Origin of the sequence: Stutzerimonas sp. VN223-3 (genome assembly GCF_045999685.1) — a bacterium.
Taxonomy (GTDB): domain Bacteria; phylum Pseudomonadota; class Gammaproteobacteria; order Pseudomonadales; family Pseudomonadaceae; genus Stutzerimonas; species Stutzerimonas stutzeri_AR.
Window position 1 is genome coordinate 569,318 of the sequence record NZ_RBEC01000002.1, and the last position, 25,859, is coordinate 595,176.

Annotated in this window: 27 protein-coding genes; 19 read left to right on the forward strand and 8 right to left on the reverse strand. The window is 61.6% G+C overall.

All coding sequences use genetic code 11. The features are described from left to right. Position 1: 1 nt before the first annotated feature. Positions 2-2,260, reverse strand: coding sequence for an ATP-binding protein (locus tag D7241_RS11510; RefSeq protein WP_408101636.1), 2,259 nt, complete (start codon positions 2,258-2,260; stop codon positions 2-4). 203 nt (positions 2,261-2,463) lie between these two features. Here D7241_RS11510 and D7241_RS11515 point away from each other — a divergent pair, with 203 nt between their 5' ends. Then, positions 2,464-2,871, forward strand: a complete 408-nt coding sequence (locus D7241_RS11515; protein ID WP_408101637.1) for an SMI1/KNR4 family protein — start codon at positions 2,464-2,466, stop codon at positions 2,869-2,871. Between the two features lie 88 nt (positions 2,872-2,959). Further along, positions 2,960-3,334: a DUF3301 domain-containing protein gene (locus tag D7241_RS11520; protein WP_408101638.1), complete on the forward strand. Its 375-nt coding sequence runs from the start codon at positions 2,960-2,962 to the stop codon at positions 3,332-3,334. A 9-nt stretch (positions 3,335-3,343) separates the two neighbouring features. Here the strand turns inward: D7241_RS11520 and D7241_RS11525 are convergent, their stop codons facing one another. Then, positions 3,344-4,303: a CobW family GTP-binding protein gene (locus D7241_RS11525; RefSeq protein ID WP_408101639.1), complete on the reverse strand. Its 960-nt coding sequence runs from the start codon at positions 4,301-4,303 to the stop codon at positions 3,344-3,346. A gap of 91 nt (positions 4,304-4,394) precedes the next feature. Between D7241_RS11525 and D7241_RS11530 the strand changes: the two genes are divergently transcribed. Continuing rightward, positions 4,395-4,748, forward strand: a complete 354-nt coding sequence (locus tag D7241_RS11530) for an NADH:ubiquinone oxidoreductase (protein ID WP_408101640.1) — start codon at positions 4,395-4,397, stop codon at positions 4,746-4,748. 52 nt (positions 4,749-4,800) lie between these two features. Here the strand turns inward: D7241_RS11530 and D7241_RS11535 are convergent, their stop codons facing one another. Beyond that, positions 4,801-5,325, reverse strand: a complete 525-nt coding sequence (locus D7241_RS11535; protein ID WP_408101641.1) for a DUF3617 domain-containing protein — start codon at positions 5,323-5,325, stop codon at positions 4,801-4,803. A 153-nt stretch (positions 5,326-5,478) separates the two neighbouring features. Here D7241_RS11535 and D7241_RS11540 point away from each other — a divergent pair, with 153 nt between their 5' ends. From D7241_RS11540 to D7241_RS11555, 4 genes are all read left to right on the forward strand, one after another. Further along, the gene (locus tag D7241_RS11540; RefSeq protein ID WP_408101642.1) at positions 5,479-5,997 is read left to right on the forward strand and encodes a sigma-70 family RNA polymerase sigma factor; all 519 of its coding nucleotides are present in this window, start codon (positions 5,479-5,481) and stop codon (positions 5,995-5,997) included. Continuing rightward, a complete protein-coding gene (locus tag D7241_RS11545; protein WP_408101643.1) occupies positions 5,994-6,953 on the forward strand; it encodes a FecR domain-containing protein in 960 nt (319 codons plus the stop codon). The genes D7241_RS11540 and D7241_RS11545 overlap by 4 nt, the downstream gene beginning before the upstream one ends. A 102-nt stretch (positions 6,954-7,055) precedes the next feature. Continuing rightward, a complete protein-coding gene (locus D7241_RS11550; RefSeq protein ID WP_408101644.1) occupies positions 7,056-9,533 on the forward strand; it encodes a TonB-dependent siderophore receptor in 2,478 nt (825 codons plus the stop codon). A 69-nt stretch (positions 9,534-9,602) separates the two neighbouring features. Continuing rightward, positions 9,603-10,787 carry a PepSY-associated TM helix domain-containing protein gene (locus D7241_RS11555; protein WP_408101645.1) on the forward strand — a complete coding sequence of 395 codons (1,185 nt, stop codon included), beginning with the start codon at positions 9,603-9,605 and terminating at the stop codon, positions 10,785-10,787. Positions 10,788-10,833: 46 nt separating this feature from the next. Here D7241_RS11555 and D7241_RS11560 read toward each other — a convergent pair whose 3' ends face one another. From D7241_RS11560 to D7241_RS11570, 3 genes are all read right to left on the reverse strand, one after another. Beyond that, positions 10,834-11,235 carry a DUF1850 domain-containing protein gene (locus D7241_RS11560; protein ID WP_255982917.1) on the reverse strand — a complete coding sequence of 134 codons (402 nt, stop codon included), beginning with the start codon at positions 11,233-11,235 and terminating at the stop codon, positions 10,834-10,836. Continuing rightward, on the reverse strand, positions 11,232-13,268 hold the full coding sequence (locus D7241_RS11565) for a TRAP transporter permease (protein WP_408101646.1): 2,037 nt from the start codon (positions 13,266-13,268) through the stop codon (positions 11,232-11,234). The genes D7241_RS11560 and D7241_RS11565 overlap by 4 nt, the downstream gene beginning before the upstream one ends. Positions 13,269-13,441: 173 nt before the next feature. Next, a complete protein-coding gene (locus tag D7241_RS11570; RefSeq protein WP_408101647.1) occupies positions 13,442-14,395 on the reverse strand; it encodes a TAXI family TRAP transporter solute-binding subunit in 954 nt (317 codons plus the stop codon). A 398-nt stretch (positions 14,396-14,793) separates the two neighbouring features. Between D7241_RS11570 and D7241_RS11575 the strand changes: the two genes are divergently transcribed. The 12 genes from D7241_RS11575 to madM all read left to right on the forward strand — a co-directional run bounded on the left by D7241_RS11575 (position 14,794) and on the right by madM (position 23,744). Then, the gene (locus D7241_RS11575) at positions 14,794-15,222 is read left to right on the forward strand and encodes a DNA methylase (RefSeq protein ID WP_408101648.1); all 429 of its coding nucleotides are present in this window, start codon (positions 14,794-14,796) and stop codon (positions 15,220-15,222) included. A 225-nt stretch (positions 15,223-15,447) separates the two neighbouring features. Further along, positions 15,448-15,690, forward strand: a complete 243-nt coding sequence (locus D7241_RS11580) for a hypothetical protein (protein WP_408101649.1) — start codon at positions 15,448-15,450, stop codon at positions 15,688-15,690. 41 nt (positions 15,691-15,731) lie between these two features. Next, positions 15,732-16,169, forward strand: coding sequence for a YqaA family protein (locus D7241_RS11585; protein WP_408101650.1), 438 nt, complete (start codon positions 15,732-15,734; stop codon positions 16,167-16,169). A gap of 115 nt (positions 16,170-16,284) precedes the next feature. Then, complete coding sequence (gene mdcA / locus D7241_RS11590) at positions 16,285-17,961, forward strand: malonate decarboxylase subunit alpha (protein WP_408101651.1); 1,677 nt, start codon at positions 16,285-16,287, stop codon at positions 17,959-17,961. Beyond that, the gene (locus D7241_RS11595; RefSeq protein ID WP_408101652.1) at positions 17,961-18,836 is read left to right on the forward strand and encodes a triphosphoribosyl-dephospho-CoA synthase; all 876 of its coding nucleotides are present in this window, start codon (positions 17,961-17,963) and stop codon (positions 18,834-18,836) included. Before mdcA ends, D7241_RS11595 begins: the two co-directional genes overlap by 1 nt. Before the next feature lie 2 nt (positions 18,837-18,838). Further along, positions 18,839-19,138, forward strand: coding sequence for a malonate decarboxylase subunit delta (locus D7241_RS11600; RefSeq protein ID WP_003296879.1), 300 nt, complete (start codon positions 18,839-18,841; stop codon positions 19,136-19,138). Continuing rightward, on the forward strand, positions 19,131-19,997 hold the full coding sequence (locus D7241_RS11605) for a biotin-independent malonate decarboxylase subunit beta (RefSeq protein WP_408101653.1): 867 nt from the start codon (positions 19,131-19,133) through the stop codon (positions 19,995-19,997). The genes D7241_RS11600 and D7241_RS11605 overlap by 8 nt, the downstream gene beginning before the upstream one ends. Further along, on the forward strand, positions 19,994-20,779 hold the full coding sequence (gene mdcE / locus D7241_RS11610) for a biotin-independent malonate decarboxylase subunit gamma (RefSeq protein WP_408101654.1): 786 nt from the start codon (positions 19,994-19,996) through the stop codon (positions 20,777-20,779). The genes D7241_RS11605 and mdcE overlap by 4 nt, the downstream gene beginning before the upstream one ends. A gap of 111 nt (positions 20,780-20,890) precedes the next feature. After that, complete coding sequence (locus D7241_RS11615) at positions 20,891-21,523, forward strand: malonate decarboxylase holo-ACP synthase (RefSeq protein WP_408101655.1); 633 nt, start codon at positions 20,891-20,893, stop codon at positions 21,521-21,523. Then, complete coding sequence (gene mdcH / locus D7241_RS11620) at positions 21,520-22,455, forward strand: malonate decarboxylase subunit epsilon (protein WP_408101656.1); 936 nt, start codon at positions 21,520-21,522, stop codon at positions 22,453-22,455. The genes D7241_RS11615 and mdcH overlap by 4 nt, the downstream gene beginning before the upstream one ends. 122 nt (positions 22,456-22,577) lie before the next feature. Then, positions 22,578-22,976: a malonate transporter subunit MadL gene (gene madL, locus D7241_RS11625; protein ID WP_408101657.1), complete on the forward strand. Its 399-nt coding sequence runs from the start codon at positions 22,578-22,580 to the stop codon at positions 22,974-22,976. A gap of 3 nt (positions 22,977-22,979) precedes the next feature. Then, positions 22,980-23,744, forward strand: coding sequence for a malonate transporter subunit MadM (madM, locus tag D7241_RS11630; RefSeq protein ID WP_255982900.1), 765 nt, complete (start codon positions 22,980-22,982; stop codon positions 23,742-23,744). 227 nt (positions 23,745-23,971) lie between these two features. Here madM and D7241_RS11635 read toward each other — a convergent pair whose 3' ends face one another. Beyond that, on the reverse strand, positions 23,972-25,288 hold the full coding sequence (locus D7241_RS11635; protein WP_408101658.1) for a TRAP transporter large permease: 1,317 nt from the start codon (positions 25,286-25,288) through the stop codon (positions 23,972-23,974). Beyond that, a complete protein-coding gene (locus tag D7241_RS11640) occupies positions 25,285-25,854 on the reverse strand; it encodes a TRAP transporter small permease subunit (protein ID WP_408101659.1) in 570 nt (189 codons plus the stop codon). The genes D7241_RS11635 and D7241_RS11640 overlap by 4 nt, the downstream gene beginning before the upstream one ends. Between the last annotated feature and the right edge of the window lie 5 nt (positions 25,855-25,859).

Genomic DNA, 25,859 nt, shown 5'->3' on the forward strand with positions numbered 1-25,859 from the left:
ACTAAATAGATGATGCATAGGTGAGTCTGGGCAGCGAAAAGAAGAACGTCGCGCCCTGGTTGACTTCACCGTTTGCCCAAACTTGCCCATCATGGCGCTCGACGATACGTCGTACGCTGGCCAGGCCGATTCCGGTGCCTTCGAACTCTTCCATTCGATGCAGGCGCTGAAATACACCGAATAGCTTGTTGGCGTACTGCATATTGAAGCCCACGCCATTATCGCGGACGTAGACGATGGTTTCCTCGGCGCGTTGCTCGGCCCCAATCTCGATCGTTGCATGCTCGCGTGTGCGGCTGTATTTGATGGCGTTCGAGATCAGGTTGCGCAGGGCCATATGGATAAAAGCGGCATCGGCCACGACCACAGGCATTGCTCGAACCTGCCATTCTATCCGCCGGTCTTCGCAGTCCGGCGCCAGTTCCTGACGAATGGATTCGACCAGCGCATGGAGATTAACGTCAGACAGACGCAGTGCCGCGCGGCCCATCTGGGAAAAGCTCAGCAAGTTGTCCACCAGCGTGCCCGCGAAACGGGCCGCATCGCTGATGTTGTCGAGAAAACGCACTCCGCGGTCGCTCAACTTGCTTCCTTCCAGCTCCCCTAACAGCTCCGCGTAACCGGCGATGTGCCGCAGAGGTGCACGCAAGTCATGCGAGACGCTGTAGGAAAAAGATTCCAGCTCCTTGTTGCTTTCACGCAGCTCGCCGGCGAGCTGGGCCATTTCCTCAGCTTTGCGCAGGACGATGCCGAGCACGGCGGTGCGTAGCTCGAGCGCACCTTCCATCTCCACTTGCTGCCAGGGTCGGGCATAGCCCCTAACCGTCTCGCGCCAGCTTTCGAAACTGTCGCGAGGGGTGAGCCCGCCACGATCGTCGCGTTGTTTGTCTGCCTGACCGGCCCAGTTCACCGTCTTGATCTGCTCCCGGCGGAACCAGAGCAGGTAGTGCGGATGTAGACGCGAAATCGAAATCGCCAGCAACCCTGCGCCGTGTTCGGCCAATTCAGGCACGGCCGGGATATCGCGCGTCACGCAATCAGTACTGAACACCAAGCGCTCGTGCTGCTGTGACAGCCACAGGGTCAGGCGGGTCAGGAGCTCGGGGGGTGGAGTTTCACCGATGGTTTCGTGATGTTCGCCGGAGATGATCGCGGCGCCGCTAGCGCTGGCGAAATCGAGCACCACGGCCGGCAAGCTCTTGAATCCTTCGATGACGCTGTCCCTGTCGGCCATGGCAGAAAGCATCTCGACGATCTGCCGACGCAGTTCCAGCTTGCGCTGAGCCAATGCAGCCGCCTCTTTGGCTTCGATCTGCAGCGACAGGATGCGCCCCAACAGCTCGCATGCCGTACGGGTCTGGTAGCCCACCGCGCGCGGCGAGGCGTCGTGACAGGAAATCATGCCCCACAGCTCGCCCTGAATGACGATCGAAATGGACATCGATGCGAGCGTGCCCATGTTGCGCATGTATTGCAGGTGCACCGGCGACACGCTACGGAGCGAGGCGAAACTCAGGTCCAGCGGTTTACCGGTGTCCGGATTGATCGGCGGGAGCAGAGGGCACGGCTTGTAATTGGCATCCTGTATCACGCGGATCAGGTTGTTGCGATAGAGCTGACGCGCCTGCGGCGGAATATCCGAGGCTGGAAAATGCAGCCCGAGATAGCGCGGATACCCGTCATCGGCTTCTTCGGCCAGTACCAGGCCGTTGCCCTGCGCATCGAAGCGATAAGCCTTGACCCGCCCGAAACCGGTGATGCGCTTGACCTCGCGTACGGCCAGTTGGCAGATCAGTTCAAGATCCTGTGCTTCCTGCAATTGCACGACAAAGGTCCGCATCAGCGGATACAGCGTGTCGTAGGCTTTTCCGGAACTGCCCGCACGCTCGAACTCGACGATAAGCCGACCGTCATAGCGGTGCGCCATCAAGGCGAATGACGGCTGGTCGACACGCTCCGGCAGGCTGAAGCTGATATCGCTGAGGTGGAACGGATTGTGGTCGTCCTCAGCCAGCGCAGCCAGGCGTTCGGCGAAACCGCATTCTCCGATCAGTTCGGTGAGCGGGCGTCCGAGCAGTGCCTGCGCGTCCACGCCGAGCCAGTGCAAGACGTTTTCGCTGGCTTGGACGATGATCAGCTGAGGCTCTTTGAGCACCAGCAGAAACCCATGAGGCTGAATGCTTCCGGGAATGTGGATGGGTTCTTCACCACATAGGGCGACGGCCCGTGCAAGGCTGTCGCGTTCGTTGGAGGATGTCACGATATCTCCTGGTCGAGCCCAAGCGGGCTGAACGCCGAGCGAACACTCATGCGGTTATCAGGGTGGCTGCATCGTTGCGCTTGCGCGCGGCGGGATGCGGCTTTCCTGAGCGATCGCGCACTTTAGCGCGACTGGTACTGGCTAGCCAATGCACGGGCTTGTATAAACGGCGCATTCCTGGCGACTGTAGAAGGGGGACTGTCATGGAAGAGGTTATCGAGCAGCTGCGTGAACTCAATGAGCCGGTGCCGGTGCCGTTGGAACTGCCGGACGATGACCGTCTGGTCGAAATCGAAGAAGAGTTGCTGATCAACTTGCCGTACGGCTTGCGCGAATTCCTGCTACTGGTCAGCGATGTGGTGTACGGCCGGCTCGAGCCGGTCACTGCCGTCGATCCGCAATCGCATACCTATCTGCCGGAAGTGGCGGCGAACGCCTGGGATGCCGGCGTATCGCGCGATCTGTTGCCGATCTGCCAGGATGGCCCCGACTATTATGTGGTGGATCTGGAGGGTGAGGTCATGTTGTTCGATGGCGACGAGCACGAGCTCACCGATGAGAGCTGGGAGTCGGTTTGGCATTGGGTTCGTGACGTCTGGTTGGAAAGTTGAGCAGCTTGGCTACGGTCGTTAAAGCGCCGTTGTTCGACGCATGGAGCACGTATGCATCCGCCGGTCAGCGGCTTGGGTTGCTCAATCTATGGTGACGCTTGGCAACCTGTTCATCTTTCTCCTGCTGACCACCGCTTGCGCGTGGCTCTGGCATTCCCATGGAATACGCGAGCGCGCGCTGGCGGCGGTGCGACAGCATTGCAAAAAGATGGACGTCGAGTTGCTCGATGGCAACGTCGCGTTTCGTCGGCTAGGGTTGATCCGCGATGCGCGCGGCCAGCGCCGCTTCGCGCGGGTGTATGGCTTCGAATTCACGGTGACAGGCGAACAGCGGCACCAAGGCAGCATCGTCATGTTCGGTGCCCGCCCCGGGCCGATCGAGATGGATGCACACCCGTTTCATGCTCGGCCGGATTCGGGCCAGGTGATCCAGATGGACGACTGGCGGCGACGCGGCGAATGAGTCGTTGCGCTACAGCCGACAGGTAACCATCGCCGTCTTCAGAAGTTGTTCATCCTGCGGCTCGCTGAAGATCAGTTCGAGCCGCGAATCCTTTCGCCATTCACTGACCACGAAGACGATCGGCTCCCCAGCCAGCGCATTGGCCGAGCGCCATCCCTCAGGGCCGTGTAGTACCAACTTGGCACGTCTCCAGCCCAACCCGCCGAGCCACTGCGCGACGCGCTGCAGATCAAAACGCTGACTCGGATGCCAACGCCAGCCAATGCTCCAGCCCTCATCGCTTCCCTGGCTCTGGCAGAAAGCTTGTTGCGGATCCAGCCAGACATCGCCCAGAACCACAGCGGAGTCGGGTGATGGCGCTAAAGCGCGAGGACCGGCTCGCTGATCGATTCCCGGCAGTTCGGCGATCGGCAGATGGCTCTGGTGCGTCCAGCGCAATGGCAATGACGGCAACCGCTCGATGATGCGGTGGCGATCCGCTTGATTCAGCGTTTCGCTTTTGTTCAGTAATAACAACCCACAACGAGGCAGCGCTTGTTGCTGGCTCGGCGGCAATGTTTCGTCACGCGCTAGCGCTGGTGCGTCGAGTACCGCGACGCAAGGCTGTAACGCGAGTACCTCTTGCCACGGCGGCGCGCCGAGTTGCGCAAGCAGTTCGGTCGGATGACCAAGGCCCGAGGGCTCGATCAATAGCCGATCTGGTTTGGCCTTGCGTAGCAACCGAGTTAGGCCGACCTGAAACGGCACGCCATTGACGCAGCACAGGCAGCCACCGGCGACTTCGGCGAGGCTAACGCCGTCTTTATCTGTACTGAGCAGTGCAGCATCGAGACCGATCTGGCCGAACTCATTGATCAGCACAGCCCAGCGCTCGTTCGTCGGCTTCTGCGCCAGTAATGAACGGATCAGGCTGGTCTTGCCGGCACCAAGCGGCCCGGTAATCAGGTGGGTAGGAATATGGGTCAACATGCCGCTATGGTGCGTAATCGGCGGATCGGATGAAAGCGATTTTCGGAGGCGCGTGCTAGAGTCGCGACGGTTCACCGGGAGGGCCAGATGGATGCGTTCTGTGTGTTTTTTATTGTTGTTGGGCTTTGCCGGGCAGGCACTGGCCGAGGGCTGTGTTGTTCACAGCCAGGACGATCGAATCGAGGTGAAGATCTGCCAGCAGAACCGCACAATCCCTACCGAACTGTTTCGTTCCGGCTTCTGCCAGCCGGAACTCAAGAACCAGAAGGTAGAAGTGACATTTGTCGAGCAGTGCCCCGGCGGCGCCTTTGGCATTTGCCGCAATGCCCACGTATCGAACATGCCCTATCGGCAGGACATTCACTACTACGGGGTTGCCAGTGATGCACGCTTCCTCCAGCCCGCCTGCGAACAAAACAGCGCTGGCGATTGGGTGACCGAATAGCGACCCGCTTAGGCCGACATACTGGGGTTCCACGTGAAACCTCTACAAATCGTCACTCTTTCGGCTTGAGCGTCCCACAATCCTCGCTCAGCCATTTGCCGTGTGATTGCATGCGACTGCTGCCTTGCTGATTGCCGACCCGGTAATCACTCTCGATGACGCTGGTCACTTCGCGCTCGCTGATCAGCCGGGTTTCGCCCTGTCCCGTGGCGTCCGGGCATTTGAAGCTGAACTTCCACAGGCTGTCGGTCTGCTCGGTGATTTCCTGAGTGCATCCGTGCTCGTCCTGAAACGGTAACTTGCGGGACTTCACCTGCGCCTCGCTCAGACACATCCGTATACCGCCGGAACCCAACTCGACGCCCTGTGCAGCAAGCATATCCTCCATCATCTTTCTCTGATCCCCAGACAGGCTCTTCATCTGTTCGACCATCTCCGCCACGCCCGGCATCTGCATGCCATCCACTTCGATGTCGTCGCTGGAAAATTCCCAAAGGCCGGGCAGCATCTCGACGGCCTGGACTGGCGGTACGCTGAAGAGCAGTATGGCGGCAGCCAGCTGAACGATGTATTTCATTTCGACCTCCGAAAGCGGTTTCAGCTGAGCCTAGTCGAGGTATGGATAAACGACGATGAGCGCCGTAGAAATTCACGCATGCGCTGGGATGACCATAGCTTGCGATGTTGAGAAGCGTTAGCATTAGCGTCTCGACGGTGAAGGGCAACAACCATGGCGACCGAGGGTCTGGTGCGGCAACAACTGGTGCATCGGCTCTATGTCGATCATCAGGGCTGGTTGAACGGTTGGCTGCGCCGCCAGCTCGGCTGCAGCCAGAGGGCCGCCGACCTGGCGCAGGATACCTTTGTTCGTGTGCTGATGAAGGATCAGGGCCTGGAGGCGATCCGCGAGCCACGCGCTTATCTTCATACCATCGCCAGGGGGCTGCTGATCAACCATTGGCGACGCCGGCAAATCGAACAGGCCTACCTGGACGCGATCGCATTACAGCCAGAGGCCGTTATGCCTTCACCCGAATCTCAGGCGTTGGTCATCGAAACACTGTTGCAGGTCGATGCGATGCTGGCGCGGTTGCCACAGAAGGTACGCCGCGCGTTTCTGCTTTCGCAGCTCCATGGGATGACCTATGCGGTTATCGCCGTCGAGCTCCAAGTGTCTGAGCGGATGATCAAGAAGTACATGGCGCAGGCCATGTTGCACTGTCTGACACTGATCGAAGACGAAGCATGAGCCTCGATTACGCAGTGTTGCAGGCCGCGGCGCAGTGGTTCGCCGTGATGAAATCAGGCTCCGTCAGCGAAGCGGATCGTCAGGCGTGGCACGATTGGCTCGCCGTTCCCGAACATGCGCGGGCCTGGCAGCGGGTGGAACAGATCAGCGGGCGTTTCGAACCATTGGCCGGCGATCCCTTCAGTCCTGTGGCGTCTGCTCTATTGGAGCGCCGTCAGCCCAATCGACGCCAGGCGCTGAAAACACTTTCCGTTCTGTGTGGCGGTGGCGCTTTGGCGCTGGCTTGCGGTGCGGTGCCCTGGCGTAGCTGGGCGGCGGATCAGCGCACAGCGGTCGGTGAAGTACGTAACTGGCGCCTGGAGGATGGCACGCAGCTGTGGCTGAACACCAATAGCGCGATGGACATCGCCTACGACGATGAAACCCGAAGTCTGTCGCTGTACCGTGGCGAATTGCTGATCCAAGTGCCTGCCGAGCGACGGCCTCTGGTGTTGCGCACCGCCGAAGGTCGTCTACAAACGCGTGATGCGGCTAGATTTTCGGTGCTTCAACGTGACGGCAGTACGCAGCTCAGTGTGTTCGACGGTGCGGTGGATGTTCAGCCAGCCGGGCAGGGAGGCTCGCGAACGGCTATGCGCGGTCAGCAAGTTGTGTTCAGCAGCCGCCATATCGAACCCGATCGTCCCGTTCAGGCTGGCCGTCAGGCATGGACAAGCGGCGTTCTGCTGGCCGATAACCTGCGCTTGGATGAGTTCGTCGCTGAACTGGCACGCTATCGGCCGGGCTTTCTCGGTTGCGATCCGCGTGTGGCGGGCCTGCGCGTCGTGGGTGCTTATCCGTTGGCGGATACCGAGCGGGTGCTGGAGGTGGTGGCGAGCACGCTGGCGTTGCGTATCAATAGGCGGTTGCCTTGGTGGGTGAGTCTGGAGCCGCTGCAACACGGCACAGGCGCTTGATTAACACGAATGTAAAAAATTCTTATCTGCAGTTCCCCTTTTGCGGCCTCGCTGGGCATAACGGCAACGATCACGATTTTGCCTTCGCAAAAAGGATGACCCATGCGTTCTGTTGCTCTGCCGCTTCGCCGTTCCTGCACGCTTACTCAGGCCGTTCGCGCCGCCATGCTCTGTCTGCCCCTGGCAGCGCTCGCCACTTCGCCTATGGCCTTGGCGCAGTCAGCCAGCCAACAGGCAGTGCGCGGTTACGATATTCCCGCGGGTCCACTGTCCAGTGCGCTTAGCCGCTTTGCTGGCGAGGCGGGGGTTATGTTGTCCGTTGACGGCAGTCTGCTCGAGGGGCGCCAATCGAGCGGCCTGCAAGGTCAATACGGGATTGAGGACGGCTTCGCAGCACTGTTGCAGGGCAGCGGATTGCAGGCGGTGCGCGATAAGCAAGGCACTTACTCGCTGGCGCCGCGTCGTGAGCAGGCTGATGCGCTCGAACTGAAGCCGATGGTGGTCGAGGGCTTCGCTCTGGGTAACGCGCTGGGTGAGATGCAGGGGTACAGTGCGACCCACAGCAGCGTGGCGACCAAGACCAGTATGCCGTTGGCCGAGACTTCTCAGACTGTCTCCGTAGTCACGCGCCAGCAGATCGAGGATCAGGGATCACGCTCCATCGCTCAGGCAGTTCGCTATACCCCGGGATTGATGAGCACCCCTTACGGCGCTACCACCCGTTACGACTATGTCGCCATGCGCGGCATCACCGATGGCTCGGTGGACAATCTCTATCTCGATGGCCAGAAGCTGCTGGGTGACAGCGGCACCTACAGTAGCCTGCAGGTCGACCCCTATTTCATCGAGCGCATCGACATTCTCAAGGGCCCATCATCTGTGCTCTACGGACGCAGCTTGCCCGGCGGGCTGGTGGCGATGACCAGCAAGAAGCCGCAATACGAAGCCAGTCGTCAGATCCAGTTGTCCTACGGCAGCGAGGACAACAAGCAGGCCGCCTTCGACTTCACCGGGCCGCTGGATGATGAGCGAATCGCCTATCGGCTCGTCGGCGTCGTCAGGGATGCGGACAATCAGGTCGATGGAGTCGAGGAAAAGCGCTATGCGGTGATGCCGTCGCTGAGTATCGATTTCACCGAGGACACGCGCCTGACCTTGCTGGCCATGCTTCAGCATGATCCCGAGAGCGGCTATCACGGCGGACTGCCGGCAGACGGCACCATCACTTCGCACAATGGGCAACGCATCTCGCGTAGCTTCTTCGAAGGCGACGAGGACTACGAGAAATTCGAGCGCGACCAGCAGATGATCGGCTATCAGTTGGAGCATCGCTTCAACGACGTGGTGTCGGCCCGTCAGAATTTCCAATATCTCGATTCGACGGTGGAGTCCGGGCAGGTCTACCAGTACGGCTATGCCACCCCGGATGAGCTGGTGCGCTACTACACCGGTGCCGACGAAGTGCTGCATGCGTGGACCATCGATAACCAACTGCAGTTTCTCTTCGATACCGGCGTGCTCAGCCATACCCTGGTGACCGGCCTGGACTATCAGCGCCGCAAGGCCAAGGTCGACTACGACGCGGGTACCGGATTGAGCAACATCAACCCGTACACCGGCAGCGTCAGTGCCGGTAGCCCTACCTTCTATCACCAGTACGATGAATCGCGTGAGCTGGAACAGACCGGACTCTACGTGCAGGACCTGATCAGCCTGGGCAACTGGCGATTCTCTCTAGGGGCGCGGCAGGATTGGGTCGATGTCTCGTTCGATCAGACCGAATCGATCTACGGCGATCAGTCCGATCAGTCGAAACTCGAGCAATTCACCGGACGCGTCGGGGTGCTCTATGCCTTTGACAACGGCTTGTCTCCCTACGTCAGTTATTCCGAGTCGTTCAATCCCAACGCCACTGGTGCCTATAACTTCGATGGCAGCGCCTACGACATCAGCTTGCTTGATCCCACCGAAGGCGAGCAGGTGGAACTCGGGTTGAAGTACCAGCCTCTCGGTACCGATGACCTTTATACGATTTCGCTGTTCGACCTGAAGCAGTCCAACCTGTCGAGCAAAGACTCCAACGAGAACTTCTTCCGTTCCGTCGGTGAAATCACCTCCCGTGGCGTGGAACTGGAAGCGCGTTTGAACCCGCTGGAAAACGTCAACGTGCTGGCCAGCTACACCTACATGGATGTCGAGTACAGCAAAGACTATGTCGGCACGGCCGGCGTCAACAACCGCGGCAATACACCCAATGCGGTGGCGCGCAACATGGCGTCGTTGTGGACGGATTACACCTTCGATCAGGGTTTTATCGCCGGCCTACAGATCGGCGGTGGCGTGCGCTACTTCGGCAAGAGCTGGGCGGACGCTGAGAACACGCTGCGTATTCCTTCCTACACCTTGTATGACGCCATGCTGGGTTATGACCTGACGCGCGTCGGGCTGAACGGTGTCAGTGCACGCCTGAACTTGAACAACCTGACCGATGAGAAATACGTGGCGGCCTGTAACAGTCTCAACCAGTGCTATTACGGCGAAGAGCGCAACGTCATGGCGACCTTGACCTACGACTTCTGACAACGAGCGCTGCGCCGCCGGCCCTGACAGGCCGGCGGCTTTGTGCTTTCTGCAAAACGGAAATTTACGATGCGTTCGATCCTGGTTCTTCTGCACCGTTACATCGGCCTGGCAACGGCGCTGTTACTGTTCCTAGCCGGTATCACGGGCAGCATTCTGGCCTTTCACCACGAGCTGGACGAATGGCTGAATCCACAGTTCTACCACACCACCAGCGAAGGCCCGGTGCTGGCGCCGGGGACGCTGGTCGATCGCGTCCAGCAGGCCAATCCGCGGATGCAGGTCTGGTACATGGAGTTTCCCGACGAGCCGGGTCACGCCGCGCTGATGGCGCTGGTGCCGCGCAACGATCCGGCAACCGGCAAGCCGTTCGATGAAAAGCCCGTCGTGCAGTATCTCGACGCAGTTACCGGCGAGGTCGTTGGCACGCGCTATTGGGGTGAGTGCTGCTTCTCCCGCGAAAACTTCGTGCCCTTCATGCTGGAATTCCACTACAACCTGTCGCTGCCCGGCAATTGGGGACTTTGGCTGATGGGCGTGATAGCGATCTTCTGGACCCTCGACTGCTTCGTCTCATTGCTGCTGACCTTTCCGCGTGGGCGACCGTTTTTCGGCAAATGGTGGACGGCCTGGAAGATCAAGCGTCAGCGACTCAACCATGATGTGCACCGTGCCGGCGGGCTCTGGTTGTGGTTATTGCTCACCCCGGTGGCGATCAGCAGCATCGCGATGAATTTGCCGGAGCAGGTGTTCAAACCGGTGGTTTCGCTATTTTCGCCGGTCGAACCGAGTGTCTACGAGGCACGCGGCAGGCTGCCGAAGGACCAGCTGGGCGTAACTCAGTACGACTTCCACCAAGCCTACGATTACGCCATGCAGCACGCCGCCGATCTGAATCTGAGCGAGCCCATCGGCGAGCTGTACTACAGCTTCGAATACAACTTCTATGGCGCCGGCTTCGGTGATCACGACAGCAACCAGGGCAATGCCTGGCTGTTCTTCCATGGCAGCGATGGGACGCAATTGCTGGGGCAGGAAATACCGGGTCAGGGCACGTTGGGTGAGCAGTTCCACATGCTGCAGCCGGCGATCCATGGCGGCCGGATTCTCGGTATGCCGGGGCGGATCCTGATCGCCATTCTTGGCGTGGCGATTGCCGTGCTGTCGGTGACCGGTGTGGTGATCTGGTGGCGCAAGTCGCGGGCACGGCGGAGCGCGGCCGTCAGGCGAGACGTGCTGTTGGAAGCGAATTGATTAGAAGCGCAGGGGAGAGTGAGGCGGCCGGAAAACCGGCCGCTGTTCACCGTGAACCGGCCACTTGCGTGGCGCAGCTCCAGAGTTCCAGCGAGGGCTGGTCCGCTTTTGGCGGACCGAGCCATTCGCTCATCGCGTGGCAACGCTGGTCGAAACACAGTTGGTAATCCCCTGCCTCGGGGGTTCGCCCCACAAGCAGCGGTTGCAACGGCGGGACCTGACGCTGGTAGTGCCAGGTGCCGTCACGCAGTTCGGCGTCATCCGGGATTTCCATCCCGGCGCCTGAACCCTTGACCCGCGCTTCGCCGAGCAGCAGCCCTTCCGGCGTCACGCGGTAATCCTCTTCCCAACGAATCTTCTCGATCGTGTGGGACCAGGCCAGGGTGAAGTCGGCTGTAGGCACTTGTGCCCACACCACCCCAGCCAGTCCCAGGCAGAGCCCTATCATGCCGTTGCGACTTGTGCAGCGCGGCGGGCGCGCCAGAAGTGCTGAGCAAAGAACAGCGCCGCCAACGCAAAGCCAACCTCATCGCTCATTGGCGAGGCGAGGATCAGGCTTACCCCTGCCGCGAAGCCAAGCAGCCGCTCCCACCAGGTCAGCTTGCTTTGCAGGAAGCCGGTGAACACCGCCCCCCAGAGTCCAATCGCCAGGGCAGCCTTGATCAGCATGTAGATCGTCGCCACCCAGCTGTCGCCTTGCATCATCAACGCTGGGTCGTATACCGCCATAAACGGCACGACGAAACCGGCAACGGCGATGCGCACCGCCCAAAAGCTGATCTTCAGCCCCGTCTCCTTGGCAATCGGCGAAGCGGCAAAGCAGGCCAGCGCCACTGGAGGCGTGAGGTCGGCCATGATGCCGAAGTAGAAGACGAACATGTGCGAAACGATCAGCGGCACACCAAGGTCCAGCAATGCTGGTGCGGCGATCGAGCTGGTGATGATGTAGTTGGGGATGGTCGGAATGCCCATGCCCAGCACAAGACAGGTCAGCATGGTCAGAAGCAGCGACAGGAACAGATTGTTCTCACCAACCGCCAGAATGTAACCGGCAAAGGTCGAGGCCACGCCGGTCAGCGAAACCACACCGATGATTACGCCAACCAGGGCGCAGGCGATACCGACCGGTACGGCGTGGCGGGCACCTTCAACCAGCGCGTGCAGGCAGATCACCAGCGTGTCACGGCCACCTTTGATGAACCAACATACGGCCACCAGTACGGCGATGACGCCAAAGATCACCCCTATCCCGAGCTGGAAGAACCCCGCGCAGAGCAGACCCAGAGCGATCCAGAAGGCGATCCGTAACCCGAACGAAGAGACCTTCAAGATGATTGCAGAGCCTAGAATCACGATGGCTGTCAGCGCGAGACCGATGGTGCCGGCGAACATGGGCGTACGCCCAGAGAACAGCAGCCAGACCAGCACGAACAGCGGAATCAGCAGGTACCAGCGCTCTTTCACCGCCGCCCAGGCGCTTGGGCACTCGTCCTTCGGCAGGCCCTTGAGGTCGGCGCGCTTGGCTTCCAGGTGAACCATCCAGAACGTCGAGCCGAAGTAGAGCAGAGCGGGAATCAATGCGGCTTTGGCCACTTCGACGAAGGGCACGTTGATGGTTTCAGCCATGATGAAAGCTACGGCGCCCATAACTGGCGGCATGATTTGGCTACCCATGCTGGAGGTCGCCTCTACGCCACCAGCGAAGGCGGCCCTGTAGCCGAAGCGTTTCATCAACGGGATGGTGAATTGGCCGGTGGTCACTACGTTGGCCACACCGGAACCGGTGATGGTGCCCATCAACGCTGAAGACACCACCGAAACCTTGGCCGGGCCGCCGAGCTTGTGGCCGAACAGGCCCATGGCGAAGTCGGTGAACAGCTTGATCATGCCGGCTTGTTCGAGAAATGCACCGAACAGAATGAACAGAAAGATATAAGTGGCCGACACGTAGGTCGGTGTTCCGTATAGGCCCTCGGTGCCAAATGCCAGCTGATTGACCAGTTGGTCGACGCCATAGCCGCGGTGCGCAAGGTCACCGGGCAGATATTCGCCCAGCAGGCCATAAGCAAGGAACATTGCGCAGATGATTGGCAGCGCAATGCCCATCACCCGTCGCGCGGCCTCGAAGATCAATGCAATTAGCGTTACGCCGACGACGAAGTCGAAGGTGGTCAGGTCGCCGGAGCGCTGAATCAGATCGGCTTCGAAATACCACTGATAAAACGCCGTTCCCATACCGGCCAGAGCGAGCACCCATGCCAGCGGCTGCCACGGGCGGCCTTTGCCGTTCGCCGGGAAGCTCAAATACACAAGCATCAGCAAAAAGCCGACGTGTCCCGCCCGTAGCACCTGGCTCGATACTGGGTGAAATGCCGCCATGATGATCTGATAGATGGAAAACAGCAGGGCGACATAGAACAGGGCCTTTGGCCAATCGGCAGGGTTACTTGCCAATCCTTGTTCTTGTTGTAGTTCGCTCATGGAATGCCTCGAGCTAGTGAATCGTGGACGCGTAGAGTCGCTAATAAAACCTGCCGTGAACACACGCTGGTTTTACTAGCGCCTCTGTAGATAAGGTCTGTTTATGGACCGATTGGCGAACGCGGGTAGCGCCCGCCAATCGGATCGGGGCGGCACCGGCCGCCCCAAGGTAGTCAGAGCGCGCCGACTTCCTTGTAGTAACGCTCGGCACCCGGATGCAGCGGGATCGGCAGATTCTTGGCTGCGTTTTCCAGCTTGATGTCCTTTGCTGCCGAATGAGCATTGCTCAGCTTATCGAGGTTTTCGAACAGCAGCTTGGTCATCTGGTAGGCCACGTCGTCGGACACGCCTTCATGGGTAACCAGAATGTTGGTGATGGCAACTGTCGGCACGTCGGCTTCCTGGCCGTCGTAGGTGCCGGCAGGGATGCTGGCCGACTGGTAGGCCGGGTTGTTGATTTTGGCGACCACGTCTGCCGGTACTTCCACGTAGTTCAGCGGCATGGTCGAAGCCAGGTCACGGATCGCGGCCATGCCCAGGCCGGCGGACTGCAGGGTGGCATCGAGCTGGCGGTTCTTGATCAGCTCGACCGACTCGGCGAACGGAAGGTATTCCACCTTACCCATGTCTTCGTAGCTCAGGCCTGCGGCCTTGAGAATGGCGCGGGCGTTGAGCTCGGTGCCGGATTTCGGCGCGCCGACGGAAATCGATTTGCCTTTGAGATCTGCCAGGGTCTTGATCCCCGATTCCTGGCTGGCAACGATCTGGATGTAGTTCGGGTAGCTGCCGCCGATGGCGCGCAGTTTCTTCAGCGGCGCCTTAAAGCCTGCGTCTTCCACGCCGTTCCAGGCGTCAGCCACGGAGTCGCCGAGGGCGAAGCCCAGCTCGCCGCGACCGGCCTGCAGCAGATTGAGGTTTTCGACCGAAGCCTTGGTCGCCTGTACGGACGTCTTCGAGCCGTCAATGCCCTTGCTGTACAGCTGGGAGACGGCTACGCCGATCGGGTAGTACACACCGCTGGTGCCGCCAGTGAGGATATTGATGAAGGTCGGCGCGGCCACCGCGGCGGTGCTGGCAGTGAAGGCCGCTGCGGCAGCGAGCAGGCTGAAGCGTTTGGTCAGTCTCATTGTGTAACTCCGTTTCGTTGTTATTGGTTTTCGCAACCCTAAACGATAGACGATCGGCTGCAGCTACAAGGCTACTAGCGGACAAGAAAGGCGGATACGGCAACGGGTAAGCTTTCGCAGAGAAAACGGGGCGCGCTGTGCGGCTTTCTTGTCTTGGTAATCGCATCGGGCGAAACAGAATAAAGCACGAGCCGTGCCATATGTCTGCAGGGCTCTGCCACGTTGAGTTAACGCGCCAGTTCGCTTGCCGTTGGCAATAAATCGCTCACCATGCACAAGTGATAGGCGGAATTTTGCCGACGCTATGGCGAGCCGGTCGATTAGTTCGACGGAAAACCCCGAACCTGGCGCCATCACCGGCGTCGCATGAGGGATGACTGCTTAAAGTGAGGTCGCCAATGGCGAGCGAAATCAGCGCAAAGGACCTGGGTATCGAAATCGAGAAAGGCGAAGGCGAGCTGTTCAAGTGGTTCATCGCCAGCTTCCTGTTCGGCAAGCGCATCCAGCAGGACATCGCCGCCGAGGCTTATCGGGTCATCGTCGACCAGCACAAGCGCGACACTCCTCGAAAAGTCTGCAATTGCAGTTGGCAGGACTTGGTGAACATGCTCGGCGAAGCACATTACGTGCGTTACGACGAATCGACCGCCGAACGCCTGCTCAAGCTGTGCGCCAAGCTCAACAGCGACTACGACGGCAAGCTCGGCAACATCCGTGAGCAGAGCAAGGACCGCAAGGAGCTGGAGAAACGCCTGGCCGAGTTCGAGGGTATCGGGCCGAAGACGGTGGAAATCTTCATGCGCGAGGCGGCGAAGGTCTGGTATTGAACAGTGCCTGCCGATGCTATTCGCGAGCAAGGACTCGGCGTCCCCCTCGCTCCTACAGGGGTGCGGGCGGCTGCTTTTTGTAGAAGCCGGGAGACACCGATTTCTTGCCGACGAAGTTATGGGCGAGCCGCGGCTTGCTTTGTAGGAGCCCAGCTTGCTGGCGAAGCTTTGCGCTTTGAACCGATCCGGCTACAGTGGCTCCAGCTCCCTGTCGAAGTCCGTCCCATGCGCGCCGTATTGCTTGCGTTCAGCCTGTTTCTGCCGCTATTGGCCTCTGCCGGCCCCGCGCCTTATTACCAGTGGCAGAGCAAGGCGGACGGCACCGTCATTTGCCGACAAACGCCGCCTGGTCATGGCTGGGAACTGCTCAATGGCCAGCCCTTTCGCGACCTCAACTGCACGCAGCCCGCTACGCGTGTCGATCGTCCCAGCGCGGTGCCGGGCTTCCGCGCGCAACCGGGGCGCTGAGCCCAGGCTTCGCGCCGCGGCTCAGCTGGCTTGCAGCGATCATGTTCGAGTTGTCCGGTTACTTCGGCCTTTTTCTCGCGGCTTTTGCTGCTGCCACGTTGTTGCCGGCACAGTCCGAGGCGGTGCTGGTCGGGTTACTGCTGAGCGAGTCGTTCTCGCCATGGATGTTGCTGGGCGTGGCCACGTTCGGCAACGTCCTGGGTTCGCTGGCGAACTGGTTGATCGGTCGGTATATCGAGCGTCTGCGCGGCAAGCGCTGGTTTCCGGTGAGCGAAAAACAACTCGACAAGGCCCAGCGCGCCTATCACCGCTACGGCTGTTGGTCGCTGCTGCTGAGCTGGGTGCCGATCATTGGGGATCCGTTGACCGTGGTCGCCGGCACCCTGCGCGAACCGCTTTGGAGTTTCCTGTTGCTCGTGACGCTGGCCAAGGGTGGCCGGTATCTCCTGCTAGCTGGCGTCACGCTCGGCTGGTTCTGAAGGGCCTGGAAGTATCGTTAACTTCAGCGTAACGAAACGGTCCGCTGCTTGATTGATGACCTTCGTGGTCATGTTTCACTGTGCGCTCCACAAAGCGGAAACCTGTGGAGTCAGCATGACAACAACAATATCCCCACCGCCGCAGTGGTCGCGTCGTCGCGCTGAAAAAGCCCGACGTCTCGACCAGGTGCGCAACCTCGCCGATGGCGTGGTGTTGCCGAGCGACAAGATTGTCGCGGCGCTCGAAGCGCTGATCGCACCTGGTGATCGGGTGGTGCTCGAAGGCAACAACCAGAAGCAGGCGGATTTCCTCTCGCGCTCGTTGGCTCAGGTCGATCCCGGCAAGCTGCATGATCTGCACATGATCATGCCCAGCGTCAGCCGCGCCGAGCATCTGGACCTGTTCGAGCGGCAGATCGCCCGCAAGCTCGACTTCTCATTTGCCGGCCCGCAGAGCCTGCGCATCAGCCAACTGCTCGAAGACGGCCTGCTGGAAGTCGGCGCCATCCACACTTACATCGAACTCTATTCGCGCCTGCTGGTGGACCTGATCCCCAACGTCGCGCTGGTGGCCGGCTTCACTGCCGACCGCGAGGGCAACATCTACACCGGCCCTAGCACCGAAGACACCCCGGCGCTGGTTGAGCCCACCGCCTTCTCCGACGGTATCGTCATCGTCCAGGTCAATCAGATCGTCGATGATCCGCGCGACCTGCCGCGCGTCGACATCCCGGCCAGCTGGGTCGATTTCGTCGTGGTGGCCGACAAGCCGTTCTATATCGAGCCGCTGTTCACCCGCGACCCGCGTCATATCAAGCCAGTGCATGTGCTGATGGCGATGATGGCGATCCGCGGCATCTACGAGAAACACAACGTCCAGTCGCTCAACCACGGCATCGGCTTCAACACCGCCGCCATCGAGCTGATCCTGCCGACCTACGGTGAATCCCTGGGCCTCAAAGGCAAGATCTGCCGCAACTGGACGCTCAACCCGCACCCGACACTGATCCCGGCGATCGAAACCGGCTGGGTCGAGAGCGTGCATTGCTTCGGCACCGAGCTGGGTATGGAAAACTACATCGCCCAGCGCCCAGACGTGTTCTTCACCGGCCGCGACGGCTCGATGCGCTCCAACCGCATGATGTGCCAGCTCGCCGGCCAGTACGCAGTGGACCTGTTCATCGGCGCTACTTTGCAGGTCGATGGCGACGGCCATTCCTCCACCGTCACCCGTGGGCGGCTGGCCGGTTTCGGCGGTGCGCCGAACATGGGTCACGACCCGCGCGGTCGCCGCCATCCGACCCCGGCCTGGCTGGACATGGCCATGCCCGGTGGCGAAGCCCCGGTAACCATGCTCGAGCGCGGCAAGAAGCTCGTCGTGCAGATGGTCGAGACCTTCCAGGAAGGCGGCAAACCCACCTTCGTCGAGCAGCTCGATGCGGTGGAGGTGGCAAAGAAGAGCGGCATGCCGCTGGCGCCGATCATGATTTACGGCGACGACGTTACCCACCTGCTCACTGAAGAAGGCATCGCCTATCTATATAAGGCGCGCTCGCTGGAAGAACGCCAGGCAATGATCGCCGCGGTGGCGGGCGTCACCAGCATCGGGCTGCGCCACAACCCCAAGGACACCGAGCGCATGCGCCGCGAAGGGCTGATTGCGCTGCCGGAAGACCTCGGCATCCGCCGCAACGACGCCAGCCGCGAGCTGCTGGCGGCCAAGAGCATTGCCGAGCTGGTCGAGTGGTCCGGCGGGCTCTACAACCCGCCGGCGAAATTCAGGAGCTGGTGATGAGCGCTCTTATTGCAAGACAGCTGCAGCCCTCGCTGGCTGAACGCTTGGCGGACCTGGCGGTGCAAGCGCTGATTGACGAAGCCGACCTGTCGCCCAAGCCGGGTCTCGTCGACCGGCGTGGCAATGGAGCCCACAACGACCTGCACCTGGGTCTGATGCACGCCTCGGCGCATGCGTTGTGGCCGACGTTCAAGGCCATGGCCGACGCGGCACAGTCATTGAATGTGGTTGGTCAGCCGCTGCGCGAGACGCTCGGGCAACTGGGGCGCGACGGCGAGGCGGAGATGCTGCGGGTCACCGATGGCGTGAATACCCACCGTGGCGCGATCTGGGCGCTGGGGCTGCTCACGGCAGCGGCGGCGCTCCATGCCGACGTACCCGAGGCACGGCGTATTGCCGATACCGCTGCGGCACTGGCGCGGCTGAGCGATTCCGCCGCACCGGGCAACCCCGACAGCCACGGCGCGCGGGTCTGCCGCCGCTACGGTGTGCTTGGCGCGCGCGAACAGGCGCAGCACGGCTTTCCCGCCGTTATCGAACACGGTCTGCCGCAGCTCAACGCCAGCCGTCGCGCCGGCGCTGGCGAGCAGAACGCTTGGCTCGATGCGCTACTGGCGATCATGAGCACGCTTTCCGACACTTGTGTGCTGCATCGTGCCGGGCGCGATGGCCTGAACCGTATGCAACAGGACGCCCGCGCCGTGCTCGAAGCCGGCGGTTGCGCCAGCCTTTCCGGTCGCCGCCAGCTGCGTGAACTTGACCGCGACATGCTCGCCCTCAACGCCTCGCCAGGCGGCGCCGCCGACCTGCTCGCCGCCACCTTATTCCTCGACCGCCTGACGCCCCCACCGGCGCCGATTGGGAGCAATTGAACATGGAAACCCTGTCTTTCGAATTCGCCGCCGGGCAACCCGCCCGCGGCAAAGCCCTGGTCGGCGTGGTCGGTTCGGGCGATCTGGAAGTGCTGCTCGAGCCCGGCCAGGCCGGCAAGCTGGCGATCCAGGTAGTCACTTCGGTCAACGGTGCCGAGCAGCGCTGGCAGCAACTGTTCGAGCGGATGTTCCGCGAGCAGACGCCGCCAGCCTTGAACATCGACATTCACGATTTTGGGGCCACACCCGGCGTAGTGCGTTTGCGCCTGGAGCAGGGGTTGGAGGAGGTCGGCCATGACTGATTCGTCTGCTAACAACGTGGCCCGTTTACTCAAGTCGCGTAGCTTCGTCGAGCTCGGCGCTCGCCAGCGGGCCCGTGCGCTGCTGGATGAAGGCAGCTTCCGCGAACTGCTCGACCCCTTCGCCCGCGTCACCTCGCCGTGGCTGCCGAAGCAGGGCATCGTCACTCAGGCCGACGACGGCGTGGTGGTCGCGAAAGGAACCATCGACGGCCAGCCGGCTGTGATCGCCGCGATCGAAGGCGCCTTTCAGGGCGGCAGCATGGGCGAAGTCGGCGGCGCGAAGATCGCAGGCGCCCTGGAACTGGCCGTCGAAGACAACCGCAACGGCATCCCGACCCGCGCCGTACTGCTGCTGGAAACCGGCGGCGTGCGCCTGCAGGAAGCCAATCTGGGGCTGGCGGCCATCGCCGAGATCCAGGCCGCCATCGTCGAGTTGCGTGAACACCAACCGGTAATCGGCGTGGTGGCGGGTTCGGTCGGCTGCTTCGGCGGCATGTCCATCGCCGCCGGGCTGTGCAGCTATCTCGTCGTCACCCGTGAAGCGCGCGTTGGCCTCAACGGCCCGCAGGTGATCGAGCAGGAAGCCGGGCTCGACGAATACGATTCGCGTGACCGTCCGTTCATCTGGAGCCTGACCGGTGGCGAGCAGCGCTACGCCAGCGGCCTGGTGGACGCTTACGTCGCCGACGACACCGACGCCATCCGTGACGAGCTGCATTCGCTGTTCGCCCTGGGTAAACCCGCGCAGCCACGCAGCCAGCGCCACGCCTGGTTCCTGCAACGTCTGGCCGACGCCGACACCCGCACCCAGCTCGATGCCGCCGCGGTGCGTGCCCTCTATGAAGGAGATGCCCAATGAGCCGTGGACTGAACTGGTTGCAAGCCCTGGCCGGTGGTCAGGCCCTGGCTGGCTATCCGGCCTCGGTGAAGGTCATCGATGGTCAGCTCGGCGAACGCGCCGCGCGTTTCATCGCCGTGGTCCCGGATGCTGAGAGCCCGTTTCCGCGCGCGCGCAATGGCGAGGTCGGCCTGCTGGAAGGCTGGGCGCTGGGCAAGGCTGTGGACGAAATCATCGAAGCCGATCGTGACAAGGCCGAGAAGCGCGTGCTGGTCGCCGTGGTGGACGTGCCGAGCCAGGCCTATGGCCGCCGCGAGGAAGCCCTGGGCATCCATCAGGCGTTGGCCGGTGCGGTGGACGGTTATGCCCGCGCCCGCCTGGCCGGGCATCCGGTGGTCGCGCTGCTGGTGGGCAAGGCCATGTCCGGTGCCTTCCTCGCCCACGGCTACCAGGCCCAGCGGATCATCGCCCTGCGCGATCCGGGCGTGATGGTGCATGCCATGGGCAAGGCCGCGGCGGCGCGCATCACCCTGCGCAGCGTCGAGGAACTCGAAGCCCTGGCTGAATCGGTGCCTCCGATGGCCTACGACATCGACAACTACGCGACGCTCGGTCTGCTCTGGGAAACCCTCTCGGTTGAGAACATCGAGCAACCCGCCGGCGCCGACCTGTCACGGGTGCGCGATTGCCTGCAAAAGGCCGTCGAGGACATCGGCAGCAGTACCGATCTGCGTGGGCGCCTCGGTGCGCCGAATCGCGAGGCGTCGTCGCGAGTCCGCGAGCTACTGCGAGAGCAGTGGTGAGCTGTTCTCCCCTCGCCGCCTGGGGAAGAGGGGCCGGGGGTGAGGGGCAACGGTAATACCGACGCCACGGAACCCCACCCCTCCACAACAACAATCACGAGGAGGCTGTAGATGCACGCCACGCCACGCCCCCATGACCTGCTCTGGGGCATGACTCCAGAGCAGCTGCTCGCTGACGCACCGGAGTGGGCGCGACAAATGCTCGCCACCGGCCAGCCGGTGGTGGTGCGCCGTGCGCTTACGGCGGTCGGTCAGATAGCGGTGGGCCTGCGAGGCACCAGCCGCGATCAGCGCTACGCCACGGTCATGGATGTGGGCCGCGTATTACGTTGCGTGAGCCCGGAACAATTGATCGAGACGCTGCCGTCCAGCGAGCTTCCAGCTTTCAAGGCGCTGGCGGCGATCAAGCCCTTCCTCGATGACCTGGGGCGCAGCTGGGGCGTGACCGGTTCGGTCGGCTACCAATTGGCCACTGGGCTGCCGACTGCGCATGCCGACAGCGATCTCGATCTGCTGCTGCTCGTGCCCTGCGAACTCCCACGCCATGAAGCGCACGAACTGCAGCGGCTACTGGACCAGGCATGCTGCCGCGTCGACATGCAATTGGAAACACCAGCCGGTGCCGTTGCCTTGCGCGAGTGGGCAGGCGCTGCGAGCCGCGTACTGCTCAAGTGTCCCAGCGGTGCGCGACTGGTCGGCAATCCCTGGCGTGACTCCTTGGATCAGCCGGAACTGGTCGCATGAGCAGCCTCTTCGCCTTTCCCGGCCAGGGCGCGCAGAAGCCCGGCATGCTGCATCGTCTGCCCCAGGAGCCCGAGGCGCTCGACTGTCTGCAACAGGCCGGCGAAGCGCTCGGCGAGGATGCCCTCGCGCTGGACAGCGAAGCCGCCTTGGCCTCGACTCGCGCCGTGCAGCTCTGCCTGTTAATTGCCGGTGTCGCTGGCGCGCGTCTGCTGATGCGCGGCGGGCGGGCGCCAGACTATGTGGCGGGACTGTCCATCGGCGCCTACGCGGCGGCCGTGGTTGCCGGTTCGCTCGATTACCGTGATGCCGTGCGGCTGGTCGCGCTGCGCGGCGAACTGATGCAGAACGCCTATCCGCAAGGCTTCGGCATGACTGCGATCCTCGGCCTTGATCTCGGCACCGTCGAGCGACTGCTGGCCGAGGTGCATGGCCAGCAATCCCCGGTTCACCTGGCCAATATCAACGCCGACAACCAGATCGTGATCGCCGGCGCGGACCACGCCATGATGGAGGTCGCGCAGCGCGCCAAGGCCTTGGGCGCATCTTGCACCAGGCGGCTGGCAGTGAGCGTGCCGTCTCACAGCGCCTTGCTGGAGGCGCCAGCCGCACAGCTCGCCGATGCCTTTGCCAGTGTCGAGCTTCGCGCGCCACGCATCCGTTATCTCAGCAGCACCACGGCGCGGCCAGTCGCCGATCCGCAGCGTCTGCGCGACGACCTGGCTTTCAACATGTGCCGCGTCGTCGACTGGCACGGCACGCTGCGCACCGCCTACGAGCGCGGCGTGCGGCTGCATATCGAACTACCGCCCGGCTCGGTACTGACCGGGCTGGCTAGGCGTGTATTTGAACAAGGTACGCTGATCACCTTTGACGGTGCCCGGCTGGACACAGTGGACGCCTTGCTGCGTCAGGAGGGCAGCCGTAGCCGATGACCGCGTGAACTGAAGAGCGAGCCGAACTCGCTACTGTTCGATGGATAAAAATAACGACCTCGACAACACGCGCATTCAAGCCGGCAACGCCGAGCCTTGAGCGCAACCCCAAAAGGACAATAATGATTATCTTCGGTGTGGCCTTCCTGGCCTTATGCACCCTGGCAGGCATCTTCGTGGGTGAATTGCTGGGGAAACTCATCGGCGTACCAGCCAATGTCGGCGGCGTCGGTATCGCCATGGTGCTGCTGATTCTGCTTGGCAGCTCTCTCAAAAAGCGCGGCCTGTTCACGATGGATTCGGAGCAGGGCGTCAAGTTCTGGAGCGCCGTCTACATCCCGATCGTGGTGGCCATGGCTGCCCAGCAGAACGTCTTCGGCGCCCTCAGCGGCGGCCCGATGGCAATCCTTGCCGGTATCGCCGCGGTGGCGATCGCTTTTGCTCTGGTGCCGCTGCTCGATCGGATCGGCCGAAAAGAGCTTGAAGCCGATGAAGCCAAACCACTGACCACCGAGGGCTGAGCCATGTATGAATCTCTACTCAAGGTCGTCTCCGGCTACGGCCTGATCAGCGGCTTCGCCATCATCGGCGCGACCATGTGGTTCTCCTACTGGCTATCGGACAAGCTCACCAAAGGCCGTCTGCACGGCTCGGCGGTGGCCATTCTGATCGGCCTGTTACTGTCGTATATCGGCGGCGTTGTGACTGGCGGACAGAAGGGGCTGGTGGACATCGCGTTGTTCTCCGGCATCGGCCTGCTCGGCGGCTCCATGCTGCGGGACTTCGCCATCGTTGCCACCGGCTTCGGCGTTAGTGTCGAGGAGCTCAAGCGCGCCGGAATGGTGGGCGTGCTGGCGCTATTCATCGGCGTTTTCTCGTCCTTTATCGCGGGCGTTTCGGTGGCTATGGCCTTCGGCTACACCGATGCGGTAAGCCTGACCACCATCGGCACGGGTGCGGTGACCTACATCGTCGGCCCGGTAACCGGTGCCGCGATTGGCGCCAGCTCCGAAGTGATGGCGCTGTCCATCGCCGCCGGCCTGGTCAAGGCGATCCTGGTGATGATCGCGACGCCCTTCGTTGCGCCCATGATCGGCTTGAACAACCCGCGTGCCGCTGTGATCTTCGGCGGTCTGATCGGCACGTCCAGTGGCGTCGCGGGTGGTCTGGCGGCGACCGATGCCAGGCTGGTGCCTTACGGCTGTCTGACCGCGGCGTTCTATACCGCGCTGGGCTGCCTGCTTGGCCCGTCACTGCTGTTCTTCATCATGCGCGGCCTGCTCGGTTGAATCGACTTGGGGTGGGAAGCGGATTGCCGTTTTCCATCCTGCAATGTCCCAACTGGGTTGAACCAAACGCCTATCGGAAACCGCTTACTCAGGTTTTGCAGTGCTAGGTAAACGAAGCAGCCTCCAGCACCGGTGCACTGTTCGTCCGTTGCTGAACTAATGAAGCGATCGTGAAGCAAAAAAAACGGGCTTCCGAGGGAAGCCCGCCAGACGGCCAACATCTCCTCCTAGTCGGCTTTACCCATGACATAGTCAGGCAGGACGGTAGCGATCTGTGGGAACAGGCACAGCACGACTATCGCCAGAATCATGACCAGCGCATAAGGAAGGGCTCCCCAGAGAATGTCCCGCGTCGGAACCTGCGGTGCGATCCCATTGATGACAAACAGGTTCAGGCCCAGCGGCGGGGTGATCAGGCCGATCTCCATATTGATGGTAAGCACCACCGCAAACCAGTAAGGATCGAAGCCGGCTTGCACCACGATGGGGAAGAGTAAAGGCGCGGACATCACGATTACTGCCACCGGTGGCAGAAACATCCCGGCCACCAACAGAAACACGTTGATCACACCCATCAGCACCCAGCGGTTGACTTCCAGACTGGCTATCGTCTCGGCCACCGATTGGGTGATGTATAGCGAGGACAGCGCGAAGGCGAACAGTTCGGCGGAAGCCAGGATCATCATGATCATGACGCTTTCGCGCATGCCGGTGCCGAAGATGTCGCGAAAGGTGCCCAGCTTGAACAGCCGGTACGCCAGCACTACCACCACCAGCGTAAGCATGGCGCCTGCGCCAGCTGCTTCGGAAGGCGTGGCCACACCACCATAAAGTACGTAGAGAACGCCCAGGATGATCAACATCAGCGGCAGTATTCGGGGCAGCGCCGCCAGCTTGTCGCGCAAGCTGTAGTGCACCCCTTCGGCGCCGAAGCGAAAACCCTTGCGGCGGGCATCGAACATTGCCCAGCACATGAACATGGCGGTCAGCATCAGGCCGGGTAGTACGCCCGCGAGGAAGAGCCGGCCGATGGATGTTTCCGTGGCAATGCCGTAGATGATCATCGTTACCGACGGCGGCAACAGGATGCCGAGCGTGCCGCCTGCGGCGATCGAGCCGGTCGCCACCGAAGTGGGGTAGCCGCGGTTGATCATTTCAGGGATGCCGAGCTTGCCGATCGCTGCGCAGGTTGCCGGGCTGGAGCCCGTCATGCCGGAAAATACGGCGCAGGCGCCAATGTTCGACAGCACCAGGCCGCCCGGAACCTTGTACATCCAGCGATCCAGGGCACGGTAAAGGTCGGCTCCGGCGGGCGTGCCGGCAACGATGGCACCCATCAGCACGAACATCGGAATCGATACGAAGGCCAGGTTGCCGATGCCGGCGAACATGGTTTCGGCCACCACGCCGATGACTTCCGGACCCATCGCCATGAACAGACCACCCATGGCCGCCAGGCCGAGGGCGAAGGCAATCGGCATGCCGGTGGCGAGGAATAACAGCAAGGCACAGATCAGCAGCACACCTGCAAGGGACGGAGTCATCGTACTTCTCCCAGATTCTGATGGCTTTGCAAGGTGGTTTCGTTCTTCTCCGCCTCAGCGTTTTGTGGCTCTGGAATGCTCAACTCGGGGCGAATCAGTTTCATCAGCTCCACCACGTATTGCAGACACAGCAGGCCGAAGCCCACCAGCATTGGAGTTGCGGGAATCCACAGCGGAATGGCGGCGATAGTCGGAGTGGTCCAGCCACCTTCCCAGGCCTCGTAAACATAGATGCCGCTAGCCACGCTCATCAGCAGGCAGAAGATCAGGCCTAGCACTGCACCGAGACACTGCATGCGCCGTCGGTTTGGCGACGACATCATCAGCTCTATTACATCGACGCCGACGTGACCCTTCTTCATCAGCACATAGGGCGCGCCAATGAATATTGCCGCGGTCGCTGCGAATACCACGACCTCGGTCTGCCAGATAGTGGGCGCTCGGAACAGGTAACGCATGAGGATCATCTGGCACATGACCACCATGGCGATGATCAGCAGGACAACGGCGCTGACACCACCAAGGCGCGATAGCGTCTCGATCGAGAGAATAAAACGTCTGGACATGGGGA

Bases quoted from the DNA above. Each gene is read 5' to 3' on its own strand.
- D7241_RS11515 (WP_408101637.1), top strand. From the start codon at position 2,464: ATGGAAGAGGTTATCGAGCAGCTGCGTGAACTCAATGAGCCGGTGCCG.
- D7241_RS11520 (WP_408101638.1), top strand. From the start codon at position 2,960: ATGGTGACGCTTGGCAACCTGTTCATCTTTCTCCTGCTGACCACCGCT.
- D7241_RS11525 (WP_408101639.1), bottom strand. From the start codon at position 4,303: ATGTTGACCCATATTCCTACCCACCTGATTACCGGGCCGCTTGGTGCC.
- D7241_RS11530 (WP_408101640.1), top strand. From the start codon at position 4,395: ATGCGTTCTGTGTGTTTTTTATTGTTGTTGGGCTTTGCCGGGCAGGCA.
- D7241_RS11535 (WP_408101641.1), bottom strand. From the start codon at position 5,325: ATGAAATACATCGTTCAGCTGGCTGCCGCCATACTGCTCTTCAGCGTA.
- D7241_RS11540 (WP_408101642.1), top strand. From the start codon at position 5,479: ATGGCGACCGAGGGTCTGGTGCGGCAACAACTGGTGCATCGGCTCTAT.
- D7241_RS11545 (WP_408101643.1), top strand. From the start codon at position 5,994: ATGAGCCTCGATTACGCAGTGTTGCAGGCCGCGGCGCAGTGGTTCGCC.
- D7241_RS11550 (WP_408101644.1), top strand. From the start codon at position 7,056: ATGCGTTCTGTTGCTCTGCCGCTTCGCCGTTCCTGCACGCTTACTCAG.
- D7241_RS11555 (WP_408101645.1), top strand. From the start codon at position 9,603: ATGCGTTCGATCCTGGTTCTTCTGCACCGTTACATCGGCCTGGCAACG.
- D7241_RS11560 (WP_255982917.1), bottom strand. From the start codon at position 11,235: ATGATAGGGCTCTGCCTGGGACTGGCTGGGGTGGTGTGGGCACAAGTG.
- D7241_RS11565 (WP_408101646.1), bottom strand. From the start codon at position 13,268: ATGAGCGAACTACAACAAGAACAAGGATTGGCAAGTAACCCTGCCGAT.
- D7241_RS11570 (WP_408101647.1), bottom strand. From the start codon at position 14,395: ATGAGACTGACCAAACGCTTCAGCCTGCTCGCTGCCGCAGCGGCCTTC.
- D7241_RS11575 (WP_408101648.1), top strand. From the start codon at position 14,794: ATGGCGAGCGAAATCAGCGCAAAGGACCTGGGTATCGAAATCGAGAAA.
- D7241_RS11580 (WP_408101649.1), top strand. From the start codon at position 15,448: ATGCGCGCCGTATTGCTTGCGTTCAGCCTGTTTCTGCCGCTATTGGCC.
- D7241_RS11585 (WP_408101650.1), top strand. From the start codon at position 15,732: ATGTTCGAGTTGTCCGGTTACTTCGGCCTTTTTCTCGCGGCTTTTGCT.
- mdcA (WP_408101651.1), top strand. From the start codon at position 16,285: ATGACAACAACAATATCCCCACCGCCGCAGTGGTCGCGTCGTCGCGCT.
- D7241_RS11595 (WP_408101652.1), top strand. From the start codon at position 17,961: ATGAGCGCTCTTATTGCAAGACAGCTGCAGCCCTCGCTGGCTGAACGC.
- D7241_RS11600 (WP_003296879.1), top strand. From the start codon at position 18,839: ATGGAAACCCTGTCTTTCGAATTCGCCGCCGGGCAACCCGCCCGCGGC.
- D7241_RS11605 (WP_408101653.1), top strand. From the start codon at position 19,131: ATGACTGATTCGTCTGCTAACAACGTGGCCCGTTTACTCAAGTCGCGT.
- mdcE (WP_408101654.1), top strand. From the start codon at position 19,994: ATGAGCCGTGGACTGAACTGGTTGCAAGCCCTGGCCGGTGGTCAGGCC.
- D7241_RS11615 (WP_408101655.1), top strand. From the start codon at position 20,891: ATGCACGCCACGCCACGCCCCCATGACCTGCTCTGGGGCATGACTCCA.
- mdcH (WP_408101656.1), top strand. From the start codon at position 21,520: ATGAGCAGCCTCTTCGCCTTTCCCGGCCAGGGCGCGCAGAAGCCCGGC.
- madL (WP_408101657.1), top strand. From the start codon at position 22,578: ATGATTATCTTCGGTGTGGCCTTCCTGGCCTTATGCACCCTGGCAGGC.
- madM (WP_255982900.1), top strand. From the start codon at position 22,980: ATGTATGAATCTCTACTCAAGGTCGTCTCCGGCTACGGCCTGATCAGC.
- D7241_RS11635 (WP_408101658.1), bottom strand. From the start codon at position 25,288: ATGACTCCGTCCCTTGCAGGTGTGCTGCTGATCTGTGCCTTGCTGTTA.
- D7241_RS11640 (WP_408101659.1), bottom strand. From the start codon at position 25,854: ATGTCCAGACGTTTTATTCTCTCGATCGAGACGCTATCGCGCCTTGGT.